The sequence below is a fragment of the Halopseudomonas pelagia CL-AP6 genome, from assembly GCF_000410875.1.
In the GTDB taxonomy this organism is placed as follows: Bacteria; Pseudomonadota; Gammaproteobacteria; order Pseudomonadales; family Pseudomonadaceae; genus Halopseudomonas; species Halopseudomonas pelagia.
On record NZ_AROI01000018.1, the window covers coordinates 1 to 19,714 of the forward strand.

18 protein-coding genes are annotated in these 19,714 nt (G+C 57.8%); 1 reads left to right on the plus strand and 17 read right to left on the minus strand.

Annotated elements, in window-relative coordinates; all coding sequences use genetic code 11:
- The 17 genes from K787_RS23265 to K787_RS0114420 all read right to left on the minus strand — a co-directional run.
- Positions 1-307 (minus strand): STAS domain-containing protein (locus K787_RS23265; RefSeq protein ID WP_022963493.1); only part of this gene is annotated, 307 nt, incomplete at its 3' end.
- Between the two features lie 108 nt (positions 308-415).
- On the minus strand, positions 416-871 hold the full coding sequence (gene fliJ, locus K787_RS0114335) for a flagellar export protein FliJ (RefSeq protein WP_022963494.1): 456 nt from the start codon (positions 869-871) through the stop codon (positions 416-418).
- A complete protein-coding gene (gene fliI / locus K787_RS0114340; RefSeq protein ID WP_022963495.1) occupies positions 864-2,219 on the minus strand; it encodes a flagellar protein export ATPase FliI in 1,356 nt (451 codons plus the stop codon). The genes fliJ and fliI overlap by 8 nt, the downstream gene beginning before the upstream one ends.
- Positions 2,206-3,036, minus strand: a complete 831-nt coding sequence (gene fliH / locus K787_RS0114345) for a flagellar assembly protein FliH (RefSeq protein WP_022963496.1) — start codon at positions 3,034-3,036, stop codon at positions 2,206-2,208. The genes fliI and fliH overlap by 14 nt, the downstream gene beginning before the upstream one ends.
- A gap of 13 nt (positions 3,037-3,049) precedes the next feature.
- Positions 3,050-4,072 carry a flagellar motor switch protein FliG gene (gene fliG / locus K787_RS0114350; RefSeq protein WP_022963497.1) on the minus strand — a complete coding sequence of 341 codons (1,023 nt, stop codon included), beginning with the start codon at positions 4,070-4,072 and terminating at the stop codon, positions 3,050-3,052.
- On the minus strand, positions 4,065-5,783 hold the full coding sequence (fliF, locus tag K787_RS0114355) for a flagellar basal-body MS-ring/collar protein FliF (protein ID WP_022963498.1): 1,719 nt from the start codon (positions 5,781-5,783) through the stop codon (positions 4,065-4,067). The genes fliG and fliF overlap by 8 nt, the downstream gene beginning before the upstream one ends.
- Before the next feature lie 43 nt (positions 5,784-5,826).
- Positions 5,827-6,159 carry a flagellar hook-basal body complex protein FliE gene (gene fliE / locus K787_RS0114360; protein WP_022963499.1) on the minus strand — a complete coding sequence of 111 codons (333 nt, stop codon included), beginning with the start codon at positions 6,157-6,159 and terminating at the stop codon, positions 5,827-5,829.
- Positions 6,160-7,186: 1,027 nt separating this feature from the next.
- Positions 7,187-8,668: a sigma-54-dependent transcriptional regulator gene (locus K787_RS0114370; protein ID WP_022963501.1), complete on the minus strand. Its 1,482-nt coding sequence runs from the start codon at positions 8,666-8,668 to the stop codon at positions 7,187-7,189.
- Positions 8,665-9,921, minus strand: a complete 1,257-nt coding sequence (locus K787_RS0114375) for a sensor histidine kinase (RefSeq protein ID WP_022963502.1) — start codon at positions 9,919-9,921, stop codon at positions 8,665-8,667. The genes K787_RS0114370 and K787_RS0114375 overlap by 4 nt, the downstream gene beginning before the upstream one ends.
- 113 nt (positions 9,922-10,034) lie before the next feature.
- On the minus strand, positions 10,035-11,501 hold the full coding sequence (locus K787_RS0114380) for a sigma-54 dependent transcriptional regulator (protein WP_022963503.1): 1,467 nt from the start codon (positions 11,499-11,501) through the stop codon (positions 10,035-10,037).
- Between the two features lie 211 nt (positions 11,502-11,712).
- On the minus strand, positions 11,713-12,009 hold the full coding sequence (gene fliT / locus K787_RS0114385; RefSeq protein WP_022963504.1) for a flagellar protein FliT: 297 nt from the start codon (positions 12,007-12,009) through the stop codon (positions 11,713-11,715).
- A gap of 9 nt (positions 12,010-12,018) precedes the next feature.
- The gene (fliS, locus tag K787_RS0114390) at positions 12,019-12,402 is read right to left on the minus strand and encodes a flagellar export chaperone FliS (RefSeq protein WP_022963505.1); all 384 of its coding nucleotides are present in this window, start codon (positions 12,400-12,402) and stop codon (positions 12,019-12,021) included.
- Positions 12,403-12,553: 151 nt separating this feature from the next.
- Positions 12,554-12,922 carry a flagellar export chaperone FliS gene (fliS, locus tag K787_RS0114395; protein WP_022963506.1) on the minus strand — a complete coding sequence of 123 codons (369 nt, stop codon included), beginning with the start codon at positions 12,920-12,922 and terminating at the stop codon, positions 12,554-12,556.
- A complete protein-coding gene (gene fliD / locus K787_RS0114400; RefSeq protein ID WP_022963507.1) occupies positions 12,923-14,401 on the minus strand; it encodes a flagellar filament capping protein FliD in 1,479 nt (492 codons plus the stop codon).
- Between the two features lie 102 nt (positions 14,402-14,503).
- Positions 14,504-14,905 (minus strand): flagellar protein FlaG, encoded by a 402-nt coding sequence (locus tag K787_RS0114405; RefSeq protein ID WP_022963508.1) that lies wholly within the window; start codon positions 14,903-14,905, stop codon positions 14,504-14,506.
- A 74-nt stretch (positions 14,906-14,979) separates the two neighbouring features.
- Positions 14,980-17,013: a flagellin N-terminal helical domain-containing protein gene (locus K787_RS0114410; RefSeq protein WP_022963509.1), complete on the minus strand. Its 2,034-nt coding sequence runs from the start codon at positions 17,011-17,013 to the stop codon at positions 14,980-14,982.
- Between the two features lie 643 nt (positions 17,014-17,656).
- Entirely contained in the window at positions 17,657-17,920 is a 264-nt protein-coding gene (locus K787_RS0114420; protein ID WP_022963511.1) for an HP1242/YdcH family protein, read from the minus strand.
- 523 nt (positions 17,921-18,443) lie between these two features.
- Between K787_RS0114420 and K787_RS0114425 the strand changes: the two genes are divergently transcribed.
- Positions 18,444-19,310, plus strand: coding sequence for an alpha/beta fold hydrolase (locus tag K787_RS0114425; protein WP_022963512.1), 867 nt, complete (start codon positions 18,444-18,446; stop codon positions 19,308-19,310).
- The last annotated feature ends 404 nt before the right edge of the window (positions 19,311-19,714 follow it).

The window sequence follows — 19,714 nt, forward strand, 5'->3', positions numbered from 1 at the left end:
CGGTACTGACCGGATGCTTACGTTCAAAGTTGGAGATATTCAACACCTTACGCACATCGGCATTGCAGCGCACGATGCTGATATCGGCCGTGTCGCCGCCAGCGTGATCGCGCAACAGCAAGAGCATGCCCAGCGCAGAACTATCGATATAGTCGGCATCATGCAAATCTACAATGTAACGCTCCGGGGTCAAACCACCACGCTCATAGGCTTCACGAAATTCCTGGTGAGCACTGAAGTCGAAACGCCCTACCACTCTGATTGTCAGTTCCTGAGCGTCTGCTGATAAAGTCGCCTTGATCGGCATACTGGAATCCTTGTTGGACATTGTAGGATTGAAGGGGGTGCGGGGAGGCAGAAAGCTTCAATCAAACTTTTCTACCTTTATAAGCTTTAGCACAGGGTATGGACCCTGTCAGGAATTATTTCTATTGCGGTCGAAAGCCCGTTGGGACAATTCATCGAGCAATTTCTGCTCCTGCTTGTCTGCCCGCATCCGCGCTTCCTGCTGATAGCGCTCAATCAATTTGCGCATCGCTTCCAGCCGTTGATAACGCTGACGCCAGACCTCACGGGCCTTGCCGAGGCTTTGCCGGTGCCAGAGTACGGTCTGATGTTGTTGGTCGATGGCGGTCTGCATCTGCCCCAGAAAGCGCTGATAGTTGAGCAGCCAGTCGCGGCCGACGCCCTGCTGGCCGCGCTGGGTCCAGCCGTTCTGATATTCCTTGCAATATAATTCCAGGTCACGCAGCCGCGCCTCGGCGTCATCCAACTGACGCTGACAATCGCCAAGTATGCCTGCGGCCTTGCGTTCTTCATCCAGAGCGATATCCAGCACGGGTGTCAGACGCCGAATGCGGCTCTCACTCATGGCTGATCAACTGCTCCAGCGAGGTCTGGCTGTCAGCCAGATTGACTTTGACCTGCAGCCCCTGGCGCAGAAACGCCTGCATTTCCGGCATTTTCTCCATGGCTTTGTCGGTCAGCGGGTCAGACCCGGCGGAGTAGGCGCCAACACTAATCAGGTCGCGGCTCTGCTGGTAGCGCGCGTAGAGTTGCTTGAACTGCTGTGCTTTTTGCAGGTACTCCTCGCTGACAATCTGCGGCATGGCGCGGCTGATCGAGGCTTCGATATCAATCGCCGGGTAATGCCCCTCTTCGGCCAGCCGCCGCGACAGGACCACGTGACCGTCGAGAATCGCCCGTGAGGCGTCGGCAATCGGGTCCTGTTGATCGTCGCCCTCGGACAACACCGTATAGAACGCGGTGATTGACCCACCGCCCTGCTCGGCATTACCGGCGCGCTCCACCAGTTGCGGCAACTTGGCGAACACGGACGGCGGATATCCCTTGGTCGCGGGTGGTTCGCCGATCGCCAGGGCGATTTCCCGCTGCGCCTGGGCAAAGCGCGTCAGCGAATCCATCAGCAACAACACGTTCTTGCCCTGGTCGCGGAAGTACTCTGCAATACGCGTGCAATACATCGCCGCGCGCAAGCGCATCAGTGGCGCATCGTCTGCCGGGGAGGCAACCACGACCGAACGGGCCATACCCTTCTCGCCGAGAATCTGCTCGATGAACTCCTTCACCTCGCGGCCGCGTTCACCCACCAACCCGACAATGGTGATATCAGCATCGGTAAAGCGCGTCATCATGCCCAACAACACACTCTTGCCAACACCACTGCCGGCAAATAGCCCGAGCCGCTGGCCACGGCCAACAGTGAGCAGGCTATTGATCGAACGGATGCCAACATCCAGCGGCTCGTCAATCGGATGACGCTTGAGCGGGTTGATCGTTGGGCCATTCAGATCGACCCAGTCGTCGGCTTTGAAATCGCCCTTGCCGTCGAGCGGCCGACCAATACCATCCACCACCCGGCCGAGCATGGCGTAGCCCATTGGCAGCTTGCCGCCGCCCTTGGACGGTACCACTCGGGCACCGGGCTGAACCCCCTGCAAACTGTCGACCGGCAGCAGATAAATCTTGCTTCCGGAAAAACCCATCACCTCCGCCTCGATCTGGGTACGGCCGCCCTGCGGGGTTTCACTGATCACCATACAACGGCTGCCGACAGGCGCCTTGCAGCCTTCGGCTTCCAGCGTCAACCCAACCATACGAATCAGGCGCCCTTCCACCACCGGCTCCTGCGGCAACTTCAATGCATCGGGGTAACGGGCCAGGCGCCTGGCAAAACTGATGCGCTCAAACCGGCTCATCCGCGCTCCCTAGGTCGGCTGCGGGCTCCACGCCGATTTCAGGCAGGCTAATATCGGGCTCTGGCGGGCGCACTCGCTGCTCGCGCTGCTGCTCGAATAATTGCGTGGTGATCTGTTGCAGGCGAGTTTCCAGGGTGGCGTCGAGCTGGCTGTGCTCGGTTTCAATCCGGCAGCCGCCAGGCAACAGTTGATCGTCTTCCAGCAGCCGCCATTTTTCCTCATGACGCTCGCGCAAAGCCTTGGCGGCATCGAAATCAGCGGGATTGAGATAAATACGGATATTCTCGGCGCCCATCGGCAGCGCCTTCAGAGCGCCGCGCAATACTGCGGTGATCTGGCTTGAATCGGTCTTCAGCTCGCGCTGAATAACCTCACGGACCATGGTTTCAACTAACTTCAGCAGCATGTCTTCAATCTGATCGTCCTGCTCACGCATGGGCTCGAGCAACTGAATCATGACCTTTTCCAGCTCATCCATGCGCGCATCAAGCTTGACCCGGGCCTCCTGCTGGCCCTTGAGCTGGCCGGAATGAAAGCCATCTTTTTCGCCTGTAGCAAAGCCTTCGTTGTAAGCCTCTTCGCGAACCTGCTCGAGTTCCTCAACCGTATAGGGTTTCGGGCCCGGTTCCTCCTTCGCCTCCTCGGCAGCCAGCTCGGCGTCTTCAGCCTGCGCCTGTGCCTCTTCCTCGCGCTCCACCGGCACCTGATGCTCTGCGGCATCGAAGCTGGGCATATCCCAGAGTGCAAAGCCAGCCAGCTCGCCTCCGCGCAGCAGCTCGCTGTCCTTGGTCCGCGCAGCGGGCGCTGGACGCTTCATTGCGCTGACTCCACTAGATCATTTCCTCGCCGCCCTTGCCGCCCAGGACAATTTCGCCTGCGTCGGCCATGCGCCGGGCAATGGTCAGAATTTCTTTCTGCGCCGCCTCGACTTCACTGATCCGCACCGGGCCCTTGGCCTCCAGATCATCCTGCAGTAGTTCGGAGGCACGCTTGGACATATTCTTGAGGATTTTGTCCTTGATCGCTTCATCCGCGCCTTTCAGCGCGATGATCAACACCTCGGAGGAAATCTCGCGCAGCAGCGCCTGAATACCCCGATCATCCACCTCAGCCAGATTATCGAAGACGAACATCAGGTCCTCGATCTTGCCGGACAAGTCTTCATCCATCTCGCGAATCGCTTCAATCAGCTGCGACTCGGTGCCCGACTCCAGGTAGTTCATGATGTCGGCCGTGCGCTTGATCCCGCCCATGTTCGCTCGGGTAGTATTGGAGTTGCCGGCAAACTGTTTCTCGAGAATTTCGTTCAGTTCTTTCAACGCCGAAGGCTGCACGGTATTCAGCGCAGCCACCCGCAGCAAGACATCGAGGCGCACCTTGTGGTCAAAGAAACCGATCACCTCGGCCGCCATGTCGGGGTCCAGGTAGGCCACCACAATGGCCTGGATCTGCGGATGTTCAAAGCGAATCACGTCCGCGACCGCGCGCGGCTCCATCCACTTCAGGCTATCGAGTCCTGAGGTACTGCCCCCGAGCAGAATACGATCTACCAGACTGTTGGCTTTGTCTTCGCCCAGCGCCTGAGTCAGCATCGTGCGAATGTAGCCATCTGCGCCGACACCCAAACCGGTTTGATCACCCACGGTATCGATGAAATCACCCATGACCTGCTGCACCTGCTCACGGTGAACCGTGCGCAAGCCAGCCATAGCGCTGCCTACCCGCTGTACTTCCTTGGGGCCCATATGCTTGAGAATCGCAGCGGCATCAGACTCGCCGAGGCTCAGCAGAAATATCGCAGCCTTGTCCAGCTTGGACATCTTGGCCGGGCGCTTGGCAGCTTCTTCACTCATCGGCGTTAATCCACTCTTTGACGACCTGGGCTACCCGGCCGGTATCTTCGGCGAGCAAGCCCTTGATGGCATTCAGTTGCTGCTCATAACCGGCACCCGGTGGCGGCAACAACACCGCTGCACTACCTGCCGGGCCGGAAAGACTGACCCGATCATCACGCAGATCGTCGTCCATGCCGCCCAGCTCGGCCGGGTAGCCGGCCAAACCACGGTTTTGCGGCTGGCTGGTCAGGTTTTTTAATACCGGGCGCAGCACACCAAATACCAGCACCAGTATAAAGAGTATTCCCAGAACCTGCTTGGCCAGATCCCAGAACCAGGCCTCGGACCAGAAGGGTATGGCCGGCAAAGGCTCCAGCTCGGCAGCAGCCACAAAGGGGCTGTTGATCACGCTGACGCTATCCCCGCGGCTGGCATCAAAACCCACCGCATCCTGCACCAGGCGGGTCAGTTGGGCGATATCCGCCTCACTCAGGGGCGTGCGTACGCTTTCGCCGGTTTCGGCATTGACGGTCACCGGATCATCGACCACCACAGCGACCGACAGCCGACGCAAACGGCCCTGCTGCTGGCGGGTATAACTGATCTGCCGATCCAGCTCGTAATTGCGCGTCGCCTGTTCACGGGAATCGCGCGGCACTGCCGGCAGCACCGGCTCACCGGTCACTGGATCCACGGCTACTTCCGGCACCGTTACCGCGCCAGGAGGCTGATTGCTCAGCGCACCAGGAATACCCTGCGGGCCCAGACCGGCCGTGCGCTGTTCAGACATGACCTGCTCGCTGCGCAACGCCGACTCGGGACTGTACATTTCTGCGGTCGATTCCACCGCACTGAAATCAACATCCGCCGACACTTCCGCCTTGTAGCGGCCGGCACCGACAATGGGTTGCAGAATATTGTGTACGCGGCGGGTAAAGGTGTCTTCCATACGCCTGGTGTAATCAAACTGGCGGCCGGCAACAGTCAGCTCGCTCAATTCGTCCTGATCGGACAGCAGATTGCCATTCTGGTCGACAACCGTGACCTGATCCTTGCTCAGCTCGGGAATACTGGTCGCCACCAAATTGACGATAGCCATTACCTGCGCTGGCTCGAGATTGCGCCCGGCATACATTTCCAGCAGCACCGAGGCGCTGGGCTTGCGATCCTCACGGACAAACACCGTGGAACGGGGCATGGCGATGTGCACCCGGGCGGACTTGATGTTGTACAGGCTGGAGATGGTACGTGCCATCTCACCTTCCAGGCCGCGGCGATAGCGGGTGGTTTCCATAAACTGGCTAGTGCCCAAGCCCTGCTCGCGGTCGAGAATCTCGTAACCCAGATTATTGTCGCGGGCGCTGACTCCAGCTGCAGCCAAGCGCATACGGGCAGCGGAAAGATCGTCGGTCGCCACCAATAGGGCGCCACTGTTGGGTTCAACACGGTACTTGATGCGCGCCTGCGTGAGGACATCCACCACCTGGGCCGAATCGTAATTTTCCATATTGTTGTACAGCGTCTGGTAATCCGGCTCCTGTGACCAGAGCACTACAGCAAAGCCAATCGCGACGCTCGCCGCCAGGCCAATCAACAGCGCAAACTGTCGCAGCATGGGCAACTGCGACAGATTGTCGAGCGCGGCCAAGCCCATAAAAGGCTTGCGCTCACTGCCCAGCGCCGGCCCAGGCCGGGTCGCAGGTGTGTTGGCGGTATTGGCGTTATCCATGTTCTACCCTCGGTCAATCACGGCAAGGCAACTATTATTATGCTCAGATGGGCATGTTCATGATGGACTCGTACGCATTGACCATCTTATTGCGTACTTGGGTCACAGCCTGGAAGGCCACACTGGATTTTTGTGCCGCAATCATCACTTCAGTCAAATCGACACCGGGTACCCCACGCTCGTAAGCACTCTGCAGGTCGCTGGTGGTGCTCTGCATTTCACTGACCTTATCGACCGCCTGCTTGAGGACGTTTTCAAAGGCCGGTCCATTGACGTTCTGCTCCAGTTGCACTGGCGGCTGAGGGCGGCCCATGGCCTCCATCTGCATCGAGCGCATCTGCAACATCAGACGATTGAATTCAACACCTTGAGTCATGACTATCTCCGGGCCGCGAGTTTTTTGACGGCGTGGATTGCGTTGGAGTTAGTAAAGCAGGAATGATGCCAACATCGACTAATGACTAGAAGAGAAACGCCGAGGATTTTACCACCCTGCGGGAGCGCTCACGCCTCCCGAGGAGCACCGGCCTCGCCGCGATGCTTTTCTGATGGACCAGCGTCCCGCCCAACCCATCGCACCGAGGCCGGTGCTCCCACCAGAATCAAAACCAAACCCACATCAAACCCAAAGCCAGACACCAATCCACAAACCCAGCCGCCCATCCAGCCTAAACCGCCGAACCCGGTGGGAGCGGCGGCCTCGCCGCGATGCTTTTCTGATGGACCCGCGTCCCGCCAACCCATCGCACCGAGGCCGGTGCTCCCACCAGAATCAAAATCAAACCCACATCAAACCCAAAGCCAGACACCAACCCACAAACCCGGCCGCCCATCCAGCATACAACCGCCGAATCCGGTGGGAGCGGCGGCCCCGCCGCGATGCCCTTCTGCCAAACCAGCTCCCCGCCAACCCATCGCACCGAGGCCGGTGCTCCCACCAGAATCAAAACCAAACCCACATCAAACCCAAAGCCAGACACCAATCCACAAACCCGGCCGCCCATCCAGCATACAACCGCCGAATCCGGTGGGAGCGGCGGCCCCGCCGCGATGCTTTTCTGATGGACCCGCGTCCCGCCAACCCATCGCACCGAGGCCGGTGCTCCCACCAGAATCAAAACCAAACCCACATCAAACCCAAAGCCAGACACCAACCCACAAACCCAGCCGCCCATCCAGCCTACAACCGCCGAATCCGGTGGGAGCGGCGGCCCCGCCGCGATGCTTTTCTGATGGACCCGCGTCCCGCCAACCCGTCGCACCGAGGTCGGTGCTCCCACCAGAATCAAAATCAAACCCACATCAAACCCAAAGCCAGACACCAATCCACAAACCCAGCCGCCCATCCAGCCTAAACCGCCGAACCCAGTGGGAGCGGCGGCCTCGCCGCGATGCCCTTGACCTCACCCCGCGTACAAACTCGCCTCTACATCCAGCCCCGCATCACGCATCTGCGCCAGCTTGTAACGCAGCGTACGCGGGCTGATACCCAGTTTGTCAGCCGCTTCCTTGCGTTTGCCGCGCTCAGCGCGCAGCACATCAATAATCAATTGATATTCGCGCTGCCTAACTCCCGTCCCCAAGTCAGTGGCGGCTTCATCAGAAACACAAGACGAAGGGCCAAACCGCCCCTGCGTCAGATTATCGACGCCCGCCACCGCAGGCACATCAAAATCCGCGGGCAGCGCAGCCCCACCCGCATCCCACAGCGGTCCATTTGCCATCGGCACACTCAATGGGCTGCCCGGCAATACCGCCAGACACAGATCCTGAGCATGAATTACCCCACCCGCATGCAGAATCAACGCCCGTTGCACGGCATTGTCTAGCTCTCGGACGTTCCCCGGCCAACTATGCTGTTGCAGCACCTGACAGGCATCGCTGGCAAAGCGCACCGGCGGCTGGTTCATTTTCCGGGTGTGTTTGTCGAGCAATCGCTGGGCGATCGGCAAAATATCGCCGGGGCGATTACGCAGCGGTTGCCACTGCAGCGGAAAAACCCCCAGACGGTAATACAAATCTTCGCGGAAGCGGCCAGCCGCCACCTCCGCCGGCAAGTCGCGGTTGGTAGTCGCAATCACGCGAATATCCAGCTGGATCAGCTTGCGCCCGCCAACCCGCTCCACCTCGCGTTCCTGCAATACCCGCAGCAACTTGGCCTGCAAGCCCAATGGCATTTCGGAAATCTCGTCCAGCAGCAAAGTACCACCGTTAGCCTGCTCGAACTTGCCGGGCTGCGAGGCGACCGCGCCGGTAAAAGAGCCCTTCTCGTGACCGAACAGGGTCGCCTCGAGCATATTGTCCGGAATCGCCGCGCAGTTGATCGCGATAAACGGCTGCTCGGCGCGGGTCGAATGCTGGTGAATAAAGCGCGCTAGCACTTCCTTGCCGGTCCCCGACTCACCGGAGATCAGCACGGTGGAGTCACTGGCCGCTACGCGTGAGGCCAGGTGCAACAGTTGTTGACTGGAGGGCTCCACGGCAACAGGCCCATCCAGTTTGCCAGCCCGCAGACGACCCTGTGCGTGCTGGGCAACCAACTCCAGCAACGCTCGCGGCTCGAACGGCTTGACCAGATAATCCACCGCGCCATCGCGCATCGCTTCCACTGCCTGCTGAACGGTGCCATAGGCAGTCATCAGCAACACCGGCAAGTGCGGATGCTGCTGACGCAGATTACGCAACAGACGATGACCGTCCATGCCCGGCATGTTGACATCGCTGACCACCATGCACACCGATTCACGCTGCAATAGCGCCAATGCCGCATCGCCATCGCCGGCCTCAAGGGCGTCATAGCCGCCCAGGCTCAGGGTCTCGCACAGGGCTTCACGCAGCGCGCGGTCATCTTCCACTAACAGAATGCGGGGGCGTAGCTGGCTCATAGCGACTGCTCCTGCGCTGTGGCTGCGCTCACCGGTGCAGCGCTATGGCGTACCGGCAGCAGCAGCTCGGCGCTGGTGCCCCAGCCGGCCTTGCTGCGTAAAAAGAACGCGCCACCATGGGCACGCGCCACTGATTTGACCACCGACACACCCAACCCCGTGCCCTGGGCGCGGGTGGTATAAAAGGGCTCGCCAATCTGCGCGCGCTGCTCAGGCTGCATGCCACAACCGACATCCACCACACTGAGACTGAGCTGGCCTTCGATCAAGCGGGCACAGACCTTTAGCCTGGCCGCGGAGCCGCCGGCCTGGATCGCGTTATCAATCAGGTTGGTCACCGCCCCCACCAGGGTGTCGCGGTTACAAGTCAGCATCAGATCGTCCGCGCAGCGGTTGTCCCAGCGGCACGCCGCGCTGGCTAGCTCAAGCAAAGGCTCGGCCTCGGCCTGCAGTGCGTCAAAAAACTGCGCCAGACTGATATGGTCTTCCAGCGGCAAGTCGCCCTTGGCAAACAGCAACATGTCGCGCACCTGATGCTCCATGGCTTTCAGCCGGCTACTCAAGCGCTCACCGAAACGCTGGCGCTGTTCCGCTGGCAGATGCGGATCGTGCAAGTGGCTGGCATAGAGCATCGCGGTGGATAGCGGCGTGCGGATTTGGTGGGCCAATGACGCAACCATGCGGCCCAGCGCCGAAAGACGCTCGTGGCGCGCCAATTGGCTCTGCAACTGGCGGGTTTCGGTCTGATCGTTGATCAGGATGATCTGGCCCGGCTCACCGAGCAGCGAGCGGGTCGCCAGCGACACCCGGCGGCCACTGCGCAGGGAGACTTCGTGGTAATCATCTTCGCGTGGGGCAAAGCGTTCGCGGATCAGGTCGCGCCATAGCTGACCTTCCAGCGGCTCGCCGAGCAGGTCACGGGCCGCGGGATTGGACTCGCGCACCACGCCATTACCATCCAGCACCACCACGCCACCGGGCAGCAGGTCGAGCAGATTTTGCAGGCGCGAGGCCAGGCAGGCTTTTTCCGCCAACTCACGATGGCGCTGGGCATGCACCTGATCCAACTGGGCTTGGAGGCTGCTGACCTGATCCTGGAGCAGTGCGTAGGAGCCTGACAACTGGCCAGACATCTGCCGGAACAACTCATAGGCCGCTGTCAGCTGCGCCTCATCCCGGGGTGCAGCGTCCGCGGAGTGCAGCCCGGTTTGATCTGTGTGAGAGGTGAGCAGGTGTTGGGCAGTGAGTACCATCGGGAATCCCCTGAATACAAAAAGAAAGCTTCAGGGGCGATAAAGCAAGGCGCGTGCCATCAACAAACAACTCAATATAAACAATAGCTTGCGCGCTAAAAAATAAAACAGCGTCAGTCTTCTGACAGCTCCATGCCGCGGTTGATGCCGTACTTGCGCATCTTCTCAACCAGGGTAGTACGGCGTATGCGCAGGCGTTCGGCGGCCCGCGCGACCACGCTGTTACATTCATCCAGCGCCTGCTGAATCAGCGTTTGCTCCAGGCCGCCCAGGTATTCCTTCAGGTCCAGGCCATCGGGCGGCAGGAACGCCGGGCTATTCAGCCCAACCAGGCCGGTAAAGGCTTCGTCCCGCTCGTCTTCCCTATTGTTGGCATTACGCAGATCTTCCTGGTCATCCTCAACATAGCGGAACTTGCGTGGCAGCTCGCCCACGCCGATCACCCCATGTGGATGCATGATCGCCATACGCTCGACCAGATTAGCCAACTCGCGCACGTTACCCGGCCAGTCATGTTGGCACAGCGACATGATCGCCGAGGTGCTGAAGCGAATAGAGCCGCGCTTTTCCTTTTCCAGGCGAGTAATCAGCTCGTTGAGCAGCAGCGGCAGATCTTCGATCCGTTCACGCATGGCCGGCATCTCGATCGGGAACACATGCAAACGGTAATACAGATCCTCACGGAAACCGCCCTGCTCAATCATCTGCTCAAGATTCTTGTGCGTCGCGGCAATCACCCGTACGTCCGCAGTCTGAACCTTGTTGCTGCCGACCCGCTCAAAAGTGCGCTCCTGCAACACACGCAACAACTTGACCTGCATCGGCAGCGGCATATCGCCAATTTCATCGAGAAACAAGGTGCCGCCCTGGGCCAATTCAAAGCGCCCGGCGCGGCTGGTGATGGCCCCGGTAAAGGCGCCCTTCTCGTGGCCGAACAGTTCACTCTCGAGCAATTCCGCCGGAATAGCACCGCAATTGACCGGAACAAAGGGCTGGTCCTTACGCTTGGAGTGATAATGCAGGTTACGCGCCACCACTTCCTTGCCGGTACCCGATTCGCCAAGAATCAATACTGTGGCTTCGGTATCGGCTACCTGTTGCATCATCTGCCGAACGGAAAAAATACTGCGGCTGGTGCCAACCAGACTACGGAACAGATTGGGCTCGCGCTGACGCTGACGGTCGCGGTCATCGTAGACCTCGCGGTAGACCTGGGCGCGGTGCAGGGAATCAAGCAGCTGGTTATAGCTCAGCGGTGGCGGCAGCACGGCCAGCAGACGTTGGCGCAGGTGCTCCGGCCAACGGCTGGCCTGTTCTGCATCGAGCAGAATGGCCGGGAGATTTTCATCCCACTTGTCCAATTGCGCGAGTAAGCCCTGCATGCCATGCGCACACTCACAATGGCCCAGAATCACGCATTTGAAGCTGCCAGAGGAAGCGGCTTGCGCCTCCACGTCTTGCTGCCAGGCGGCAGAGGTAGTAATAACCGCATCCTCGCCCAGAAACGACAGAATCACGCTCAAATCATGGCGGCTAGACGGTGCATCATCAATTAGGAGGATATGGCTGTTGGGCAGCATAAGAATGACGGGCGTCCTGTAAACACGCAATCCGGGCAATTAACGCTGATAGCGCTTTGCCACTTGAATAATCTAGGCGCCAACGTTAGTCAGATTCGACATCATAGTCAAATAGTTGGCGCAGTTAAACGGCATTTTTTATTCAGACGGAATCAGCAGCTACCCGTAACCCAGCACAGCCACCGGCAGCTCTTGTGATAACGCTCAGCGCTCAGCTGAACATCTGGTAGACCTTGGCGCCCTGCTTGCTGCGTTGCAGCTCCTGCAGCTCTTCAGCGAGCTTACCCTGCACTGCCTGACACAAAGCGACCACTTCGCGATAGGTGCTCAGCAGGTTATCCAGCGCATCGGCCAGCGCCTGGTCTTCACGGCCGTCTTCCGCCATCGCCTGGGCGACCAACTCACGGCACACATGATCGAGCTGACTGACCTGCTGCCAGTCACCGGCATGTACTGCTTCTACCAGTGCCTGGTGGGTGTCTTCCAACTGCTTGACTGCAACGGTCATGGTCTGTCCTCAGTATTGGCGAATGCCATCCCAGCCTTCCTTGACGTCGCGCAGCAAAGCGGCGACCTCATCCAGAATAGCCGCATCGTTTTTCAGGTTGGCTATGCTCAGACGCTGGATCATAAAGGCGTAGAGGCTATCCAGGTTGGCGGCTACTTCACCACCCTTGTCCAAATCCAACCCGTCACGCAATCCGCCAATGATAGCCACGCACTTACCAATCAACTCGCCCTTGAGCGGAATATTATTGAACTGCATGGCACCCTTGGCTTGGGCTAAACGCTGCAAACCGCCTTCCATCAGCATTTGAATCAAGCGATGCGGGTCCGCTTCACTGACCTGAGCGTTGACGTTAACGGTCTGGTATTGCTTCATCGCAGCATAGGCGTTCATGGGCAGGTCCTGAGGTTGATAATACATGTTCAATGTATCGGCCTCACGCGAAAAACTTTAATCTTTATTTGCCGGGATGCTGATGCAACAAGGCCCGCTGAGTTTAATCAAGCGGGCCTTGGGTAATACCCTTTTATGGTCGGGCGGTGTTTCAGGTTGGTTCTATACCGTCCCAACCTTCCTTTATTTCCTGCAGCAACGCCAGCACTTCATCCAGCGAACGCGGCGTATCATCCAAGGCCACACCGGCCAGCTTACGGGTCATATAGTCATAAAGCGCGTCCAGATTTTCGGCAATCTCGCCGCCCAAATCTTTATCCAACGCCGCCTGTAATGCACCAATAATACTGATGGTGCTGCTGACGGCCAGGCCACGCCGCTCGGGGTTACCAGTAGCCTGCGCATGCCTGGCCAGCTTCAGGCGCTCTATGGCGCCATCCAGCAGCAACTGCACAGCGCGGTATTGGGACACTTCCTGGGAAATGTTGACCTGCTTATACGTATCGATAGGGCTTTTCATTTAGTTTTTATCCTGTCTGACCGAGCCCGGGAGGCTGTCCAGAGCACTAGTCAGGAAGTTGCTGGTACTCGTTAACTGCCCCACCAGCGAATCCATCGCGTTAAACTGGGAGAACAAACGAGCCTCCAGTTGTTCGAGCCGACGATTCAATTGTTCTCGCTGCTCATCAACACCACCTGGGCCGTTCAACGTATTCTGTAGCGCAGAAGTACGACTCTCAAGAATACCGCCGGTTTCCGCATACGGCTTGACCTTGCCCTCTAACCGACCCATCAGCCCGTCTGCTCCTGTCAAAAAACCGCCTAACTGGTCAAAGTTATCGTTAAGAGCAGTACTGAGGCGAGCATCATCCACCGCCAAGGTACCATCACGCTGGGTAGTCACTCCCAGATCAGCCAAAATTCTGAAAGGCCCACCACTGCTGGACGCACTACCCAGCTCGCTACGCATGGACGCCATAAATGAGCGCACCGACGAGTCGCCCACCAAAGCTGCGGCCAATGGTTCGCCGTTCTCCCCACCCACGCTAGTGACTGAGGTCAGGGAATCGACAGTGCCGATCAATTTATTATAAGCATCGACGAACTTGTTGACCGCTGATGTCACCCCGGCCTTATCTTCGCCCACATTCAGATTAATGGTACTGGCGCCCTCCAGCTCATCGGCGGTCTGAGCCTTTTGCAGGGTAATGGTGACCCCTTCAATGGCCTCGCTGATTTCATTGCTAGCACTGCTGATAGGAATACCGTCGATCGCCACGTTGGCGTCGCGGGCGTAACTGATAACCCGGGGCTCTAGCGGGTTATCGGGATCAATCGGTTGTGCAGCGAAATCGGACGTTTCCGGCGCAGTGAAATTCAACACCGACAGATCACCTGAGGTCGACTCTGAGGTGACACTGAGATCATTACCCGTACCAAAGGAGGAAGAACTCAAAACCAGACGAGCCCCGCCTTCGGCACCAGGATCATTCACGATAGTCGCGCTGATACCTGCCGACTTACCGGAGGCGTTAATCGCATCGCGAATACCGGTAAGGCTATTATTCTCAGCGGTTACATCAACATTAATGGTTTTATCGCCGGCGCTGACGGTGAGGGTGCCAGTACCAATCTGCGCCGAGGGATTTTCAACACCGCGCAAGGCCACTTTGCTAGTTTGAGCGAGGTTAAATACCTGAACATTGTAATTGCCAGAAACAGCGCTAGCATCGGCTTTCACAGTGAACACATCGGCTTTTCCCGACGAGGCACTGCGCTTTTCAAACAAGGAGGGATTGTTCAGCTCTTTCAACACGGTCTGGAATTCAGACAGCGCATTCTTGAACTGACTGAGGCCTGAGAACTTGGCCGTAGTGGCCTTTTCCAGGCGATTTAACTGAGCCGTCTTGGGAGCACTTTCCGCATCAACCAGGGCCTTGACGATACCGTTGATATCCATCCCTGACCCGATACCTGAGCCTATACCTTGAATAGCCATAATACCTGCCCTTGTGACCGTTAATTGACGGTCTGCTTACCGATGAGAATGTCCCGGTTATGCAGGCAAGTTATGTGCCAGTCAAACCGGCCAACAGAGCTCTCAGGCTTCTGCTTTGAACAGCAAGCTGCGAATTTCGGACAAGTTCTCCGACAGCCGCAATGCTTCTTCCGACGGGATCTGGCGAATCACATCGCCACTGACTCCCTCGGTTACATTAATTACCACCCGGCCGCTGCTGTCATCAACATTGAAGTTGATATCACGCTGAACCGACTGGACAAAATTCTGCATATCGGACACGGCCGCATCAAGTGTTTCACGGTCAGTTTCGACAGGCTGTTGTGCGAGAGGGCTTTGTGTTCCAGCCTTTTCGCTTTGCGTTTTAGCTGCTGCGGTGTCCGTCTGCATGCCGGCACTGGTGCCAGCTTTAGCCGCCTCAACCGCAACACCGGTGCGCGCACTGCTAGTGATTTCAAACGGTTTGAGAACGCCCATTTCCATGGTCTTTACCTCACAAAGGAAAAAGCGGAGGGAAGGCGCAACCCCTCCCCCCGCAGTCTAGCTCCGTTTCGATCTTAGCCCAAGAGGCTCAGAACGGCCTGGGGCAGCTGGTTGGCCTGGGCCAACATCGCAGTACCGGCCTGCTGCATGATCTGGTTTTTGGCCAGATTGGCAGATTCAGCTGCGTAGTCAGTGTCAACGATCCGGCCGCGGGCGGCAGAGGCGTTTTCGCTGATGTTCTGCAGGTTACTGATGGTCGAATCAAAGCGGTTCTGCACCGCACCCAGCTTGGCGCGCTCGCTGTCGATCTGCTGCATGGCGCCGTCCAGCACCGAGATGGCCTGCTGTGCGCCTTCAGCACTGGTGATGTCCAGGTTGCTGACAGATGATTCAACTACCACACCATTTTGCGTGCCAGCAGCACCAGTCAGACCCAGGGCAGCCAGGCCAGTGCCGGCTGCGCCGTCAGCTACAGTGAACGACTCGTTACCGGAGAACAGCTCCAGAGTGCCAGCATCAGTTTTGCTCGCGCTGACCCCGGTGCTGGCAGTATTTATGGCGGTAACAATCGAATCCAGATTGCTACCCTTGGCCAGCTTGACTTCGGTACCGTTCAGGTTGATCGAAGTATTCTCGGTAAGCTTGGCATCAGTGGTACCGGATGACAGACCAAGAGCCTGCAGCGATCCAGCACTTCCAGCCGCATCTGCCAATTTGATTTCTTTACCATCTTCAGAGTTAAGCTTCAGACGGCCATCTTGAGTAACGCTGGCTGTTATGCCCTCAATATCTGCACTACCGTTGATTGCACCTGCGATATCGGAAACGGAGCTACCTGCCGCGAAGCTGATGTCAGCACCGTTTATAGAAATTTTGGCTGCGGCAGGGAGGCCAGCACCATCACTTTCAACTGCTCCATCGGTAACACCAAGATCACTGTCCTCCAAACCCAACGCGGCTAGAGTCCCGGCAGTGCTGCTGGGATCGATAGTGAAGGCCGAGTTAGAGCTTAGGACTAGAACCTCGGCCGTACCTGCTGCATTAAGCTCAGTCGAAGCACGAACACCTGTGTTACTACTCTGTTCGTTGATTTTAGTTACGACGTCAGCAAGAGTATCGTCCTCAGCAACTTTTATGGCGGAGGAGCCAATAATCAGATTACCAGCACCAGCTGAGGCTACCAACCCCTGTTCGGCAAAGGTCGTACCTCCAGGGGTGGTAGCGCCAGAGGCCGCGATGGAAGTCGTAGATCCCAGACCAAATGCTGCAAGAGTGCCTGCATCGCCACCCAGAGTGGCAGCATCAGTTCCGTCACCATTTGCTATAACTAACTGCCCACTCGAATTCGTAGCGGTGATATCGGTGATACCGGCTTCATTGATCTTAGCAACAACATTGTCCAAGGTATCAGTAGCTAGCAATTCGACTTCTGTACCATTTATATCAAGCCTACCAGCGCCAGCCGTACCCAGAGTGGTGGCGATATTAAATTCTTCCACACCCTTAGCGGTCGCTGATGCAGTTAGAACTTGCTTGCCAACAACTTCAGCAGAAAGCTGGTTCGTTCCACCGGCTGCGGTAGCAGAGCTGAAAGTACCTTTAAGAGACGATGCACTCACGCTGCTCAGGCCAAAAGACACGGTTTCGTTAGCTGCAGCGCCGATCTGAAAGCTGGTATTACCCATAGAGCCATCGAGCAATTTCTTGCCACCGAAAGCAGTGGTTTCAGAAATACGGGTCAATTCACCGGACAGCGAGGAAAATTCCTGCTGCAGAGCGGCACGCTCGGTATCGCTGTTGGAACCGTTGGCCGATTGCAGCGCCAGGTCACGCATACGCTGCATGATGTTGGTTGATTCCTGCATCGCGCCTTCAGCAGTCTGGGCAATGGAGACACCATCATTGGCGTTCTTGACCGCTACACTCAGACCGTTGATCTGGTTGGTCAGGCGGTTGGAGATCTGCAGGCCTGCAGCATCGTCCTTCGCGCTGTTGATCTTCGAACCCGTGGCCAGACGCTCCAGCGAGGTGGACAGATTGCTGGTGGACATACCCAGGTTACGTTGGGCGTTGAGTGACGCTACGTTCGTGCCGACTGTTAGAGCCATGATGTATTACCTCGTAGAGCGTTAGTTTGCCTGAGCTTGCGACTCGCGGGCCGGCTTTGCCCAGGCACCCAGTGAGTTCGCATTCAGTTACTGTATCGGCGTACTGGCCAAGAGCTTTAGGGTTAATTTCAAAATAATTATTTGTTTGCTTGACAACTACTTAGCGAAACAAAAAAGCCCTTCCAAGCACCTGACGCAGTTTTGACGCCAACCAGATGCCATGCCGATGGTTGTGTATCGACAGGGGCGGGAATAACTTGAGGCGCTGGGACGGCCGAGTTCCATCTCGGCCTGCGGGTTCTCCTGACACACTGCTGTGTCGAGGTGGAACTCGACACTCCCAGAGAACAGCAATGCCACTGGGACGGCCGCGGGGGAGAAACTGGGGTCAGCGTAACGCTTGAGAAGGATCAAGCCGGAAGTAGCATGGCTGGAGTCAGGTCTCGTCTTTTGCATGCAGAGGGCGGCGATGCTCAGGTGGCTGGGCGTATTCGGGAGCTTTGGATTTTTGAGGTGGCTGTTTCGCGGTGAGGCAACCGCTACCAACGGGATAGGTGGTAGCAGCGGGAAAGAAGCTGGGGTCAAGAAGCTGGGGGCAGAGTAAGGAAGCCGGGCTCCGCAGTCACCCGGCGCGGGGAAGAACTCAAGACCCACTAAGTATTGACGAATCGTAGTCGCGAATCATGCCAGCCAACTGATCTTTAAGGCTGAGGCGCTGCTTCTTGAGGCTCTCCAGGTGCTCGTCGGAGGCGTTCTCTACACCCGTTTCGAAGCGATGCACTGCGTGATCTACCTCATGGTACTCGTCAAACAGTTTTGCAAAATGATTGTTACTGGTTTTCAGGTGGTGAATGGCTTCTTTCGATTCGGGCATTTCGTGGATCAGGTCGTGCTTTTCCAGGGTCATACAGACAGCCTCTATGATGGGGATGGGTCTCACTTATTCAGTGTTAGCCATTTGCGCTAATCAGATTATGATCTTCGTCAAGAAACCATAAGGCTTTGCCCCTGGGATGGCCGAGCTCCATCTCGGCCTGCAGGTTCTGCGGTTATACCTTTGTGTCGAGGTGGAACTCGACACTCCCAGGGGACAACACTGCCGCCGGGACGGCCGAGTTCCATCTCGGCCTGCGGGTTCTGCGGTTATACCTTTGTGTCGAGGTGGAACTCGACACCCCCAGGGGACAACACTACCGCCGGGACGGCCGAGTTCCATCTCGGCCTGCAGGTTCTGCGGTTACACCTTGGTGTCGAGGTGGAACTCGACACCCCCAGGCAGCCGCAGCGCAGCTCTGGTTTGTATGACATCTCTATGAAGATTGACCGGCGGTACTGGGGTGCAACGCCCTTGTCATCTGCGTGGCGTTAGCTGTAGGGAATTCATAGGCGCGCATAGAAGCTGCGCCTAAACACTCCCCAAGAGGTGCCCCATGTACGCAGAAAAAGCGCTAATACGCGTGCACCGCGATTTGAAGGTGCATACCTGCTTCTACCCCAACCCGCACACTGCCGCGACCATCATTCTGGTCAATGGCTCGTTGGCGACCAGCGTGTCGTTCAATGCCAGCCTCAAATACCTGACGCCGATCTTTAATGTGGTGACCTATGACCAGCCCTACCAAGGCCAGTCACGCGTGCACAATCGGCAGTTGCCGCTGATTGGCAAGGAGGACGAAGCGCTGATCCTGCTGGAGCTGATCGAGCATTTTCGTGCTGATCATCTGCTGGCGTTTTCCTGGGGCAGTGTTGCGGCGTTGCTGGCATTGGCGCAGCGCCCGGCACGGATCAACAAAGCCATCATCAGCTCGTTCTCGCCGATTTTGAATTCGCCCATGCTGGATTACCTGAGCAATGCGCGTGCTGCGCTGGGGGCGTGCGATCGCCAGGCGATCGGTAACCTGATTAATGACACCATTGGCGAGCATCTGCCGCCGCTGTTCAAGCGCTGCAACTTCCGCCATGTGAGTACGCTGGAAGAGTTCGAATATGCGCAGATGCTCTTTCACATTCGCCAGGTAGCCAGCCTGGACCGCGATCGGTTTATGGGCTGCGTGGGCAATATCGATACGCCGCTGTTGTTTATTAATGGTGAGCTGGATCGCTATACCTCGCCGGACGATGCGCTGCGGTTCTCGCGCATGGCGCCGCAGTCGGAGTTTGCGACCATTCGGCATACCGGGCATTTTCTGGAGTTGGAACACAAGACTGCCTGGCAGGATGTGAAGCAGGTGGTGGAGCGGTTTGTGTTGCGCGATGGGGCAATGGGTAATGAGCAGAAGATGGCTATGGTGGGGTGAAATGGTGGCTGGGTGTATTCGGGGGGTTGGTTGATTGCTGAGAGGCTGTTATCGCGGTCAGGCGACCGCTCCTACCGGGATGGATGGGGCAGCGGGGTTTGGTGCTGGTGTTGGGCAGCGGAGTCCGGCTGTGGTGAGAATACTCGCCAGTGGGAGTACTTATTCGGGGGTTGGTTGATTGCTGAGAGGCTGTTATCGCGGTCAGGCGACCGCTCCTACCGGGATGGGTGGGGCAGCAGGGCTTGGTGCTCGTGTTGGGCAGCGGGGTCCGGCTGTGGTGAGAATACTCGCCAGTGGGAGTGCTTATTCGGGGGTTGGTTGATTGCTGAGAGGCTGTTATCGCGCTCAGGCGACCGCTCCTACCGGGATAGGGTGAGTAGCGGGGATTGGTCTGAGCCGCGGGA

Bases quoted from the DNA above. Each gene is read 5' to 3' on its own strand.
- fliJ (WP_022963494.1), bottom strand. From the start codon at position 871: ATGAGTGAGAGCCGCATTCGGCGTCTGACACCCGTGCTGGATATCGCT.
- fliI (WP_022963495.1), bottom strand. From the start codon at position 2,219: ATGAGCCGGTTTGAGCGCATCAGTTTTGCCAGGCGCCTGGCCCGTTAC.
- fliH (WP_022963496.1), bottom strand. From the start codon at position 3,036: ATGAAGCGTCCAGCGCCCGCTGCGCGGACCAAGGACAGCGAGCTGCTG.
- fliG (WP_022963497.1), bottom strand. From the start codon at position 4,072: ATGAGTGAAGAAGCTGCCAAGCGCCCGGCCAAGATGTCCAAGCTGGAC.
- fliF (WP_022963498.1), bottom strand. From the start codon at position 5,783: ATGGATAACGCCAATACCGCCAACACACCTGCGACCCGGCCTGGGCCG.
- fliE (WP_022963499.1), bottom strand. From the start codon at position 6,159: ATGACTCAAGGTGTTGAATTCAATCGTCTGATGTTGCAGATGCGCTCG.
- K787_RS0114370 (WP_022963501.1), bottom strand. From the start codon at position 8,668: ATGAGCCAGCTACGCCCCCGCATTCTGTTAGTGGAAGATGACCGCGCG.
- K787_RS0114375 (WP_022963502.1), bottom strand. From the start codon at position 9,921: ATGGTACTCACTGCCCAACACCTGCTCACCTCTCACACAGATCAAACC.
- K787_RS0114380 (WP_022963503.1), bottom strand. From the start codon at position 11,501: ATGCTGCCCAACAGCCATATCCTCCTAATTGATGATGCACCGTCTAGC.
- fliT (WP_022963504.1), bottom strand. From the start codon at position 12,009: ATGACCGTTGCAGTCAAGCAGTTGGAAGACACCCACCAGGCACTGGTA.
- fliS (WP_022963505.1), bottom strand. From the start codon at position 12,402: ATGAACGCCTATGCTGCGATGAAGCAATACCAGACCGTTAACGTCAAC.
- fliS (WP_022963506.1), bottom strand. From the start codon at position 12,922: ATGAAAAGCCCTATCGATACGTATAAGCAGGTCAACATTTCCCAGGAA.
- fliD (WP_022963507.1), bottom strand. From the start codon at position 14,401: ATGGCTATTCAAGGTATAGGCTCAGGTATCGGGTCAGGGATGGATATC.
- K787_RS0114405 (WP_022963508.1), bottom strand. From the start codon at position 14,905: ATGGAAATGGGCGTTCTCAAACCGTTTGAAATCACTAGCAGTGCGCGC.
- K787_RS0114410 (WP_022963509.1), bottom strand. From the start codon at position 17,013: ATGGCTCTAACAGTCGGCACGAACGTAGCGTCACTCAACGCCCAACGT.
- K787_RS0114420 (WP_022963511.1), bottom strand. From the start codon at position 17,920: ATGACCCTGGAAAAGCACGACCTGATCCACGAAATGCCCGAATCGAAA.
- K787_RS0114425 (WP_022963512.1), top strand. From the start codon at position 18,444: ATGTACGCAGAAAAAGCGCTAATACGCGTGCACCGCGATTTGAAGGTG.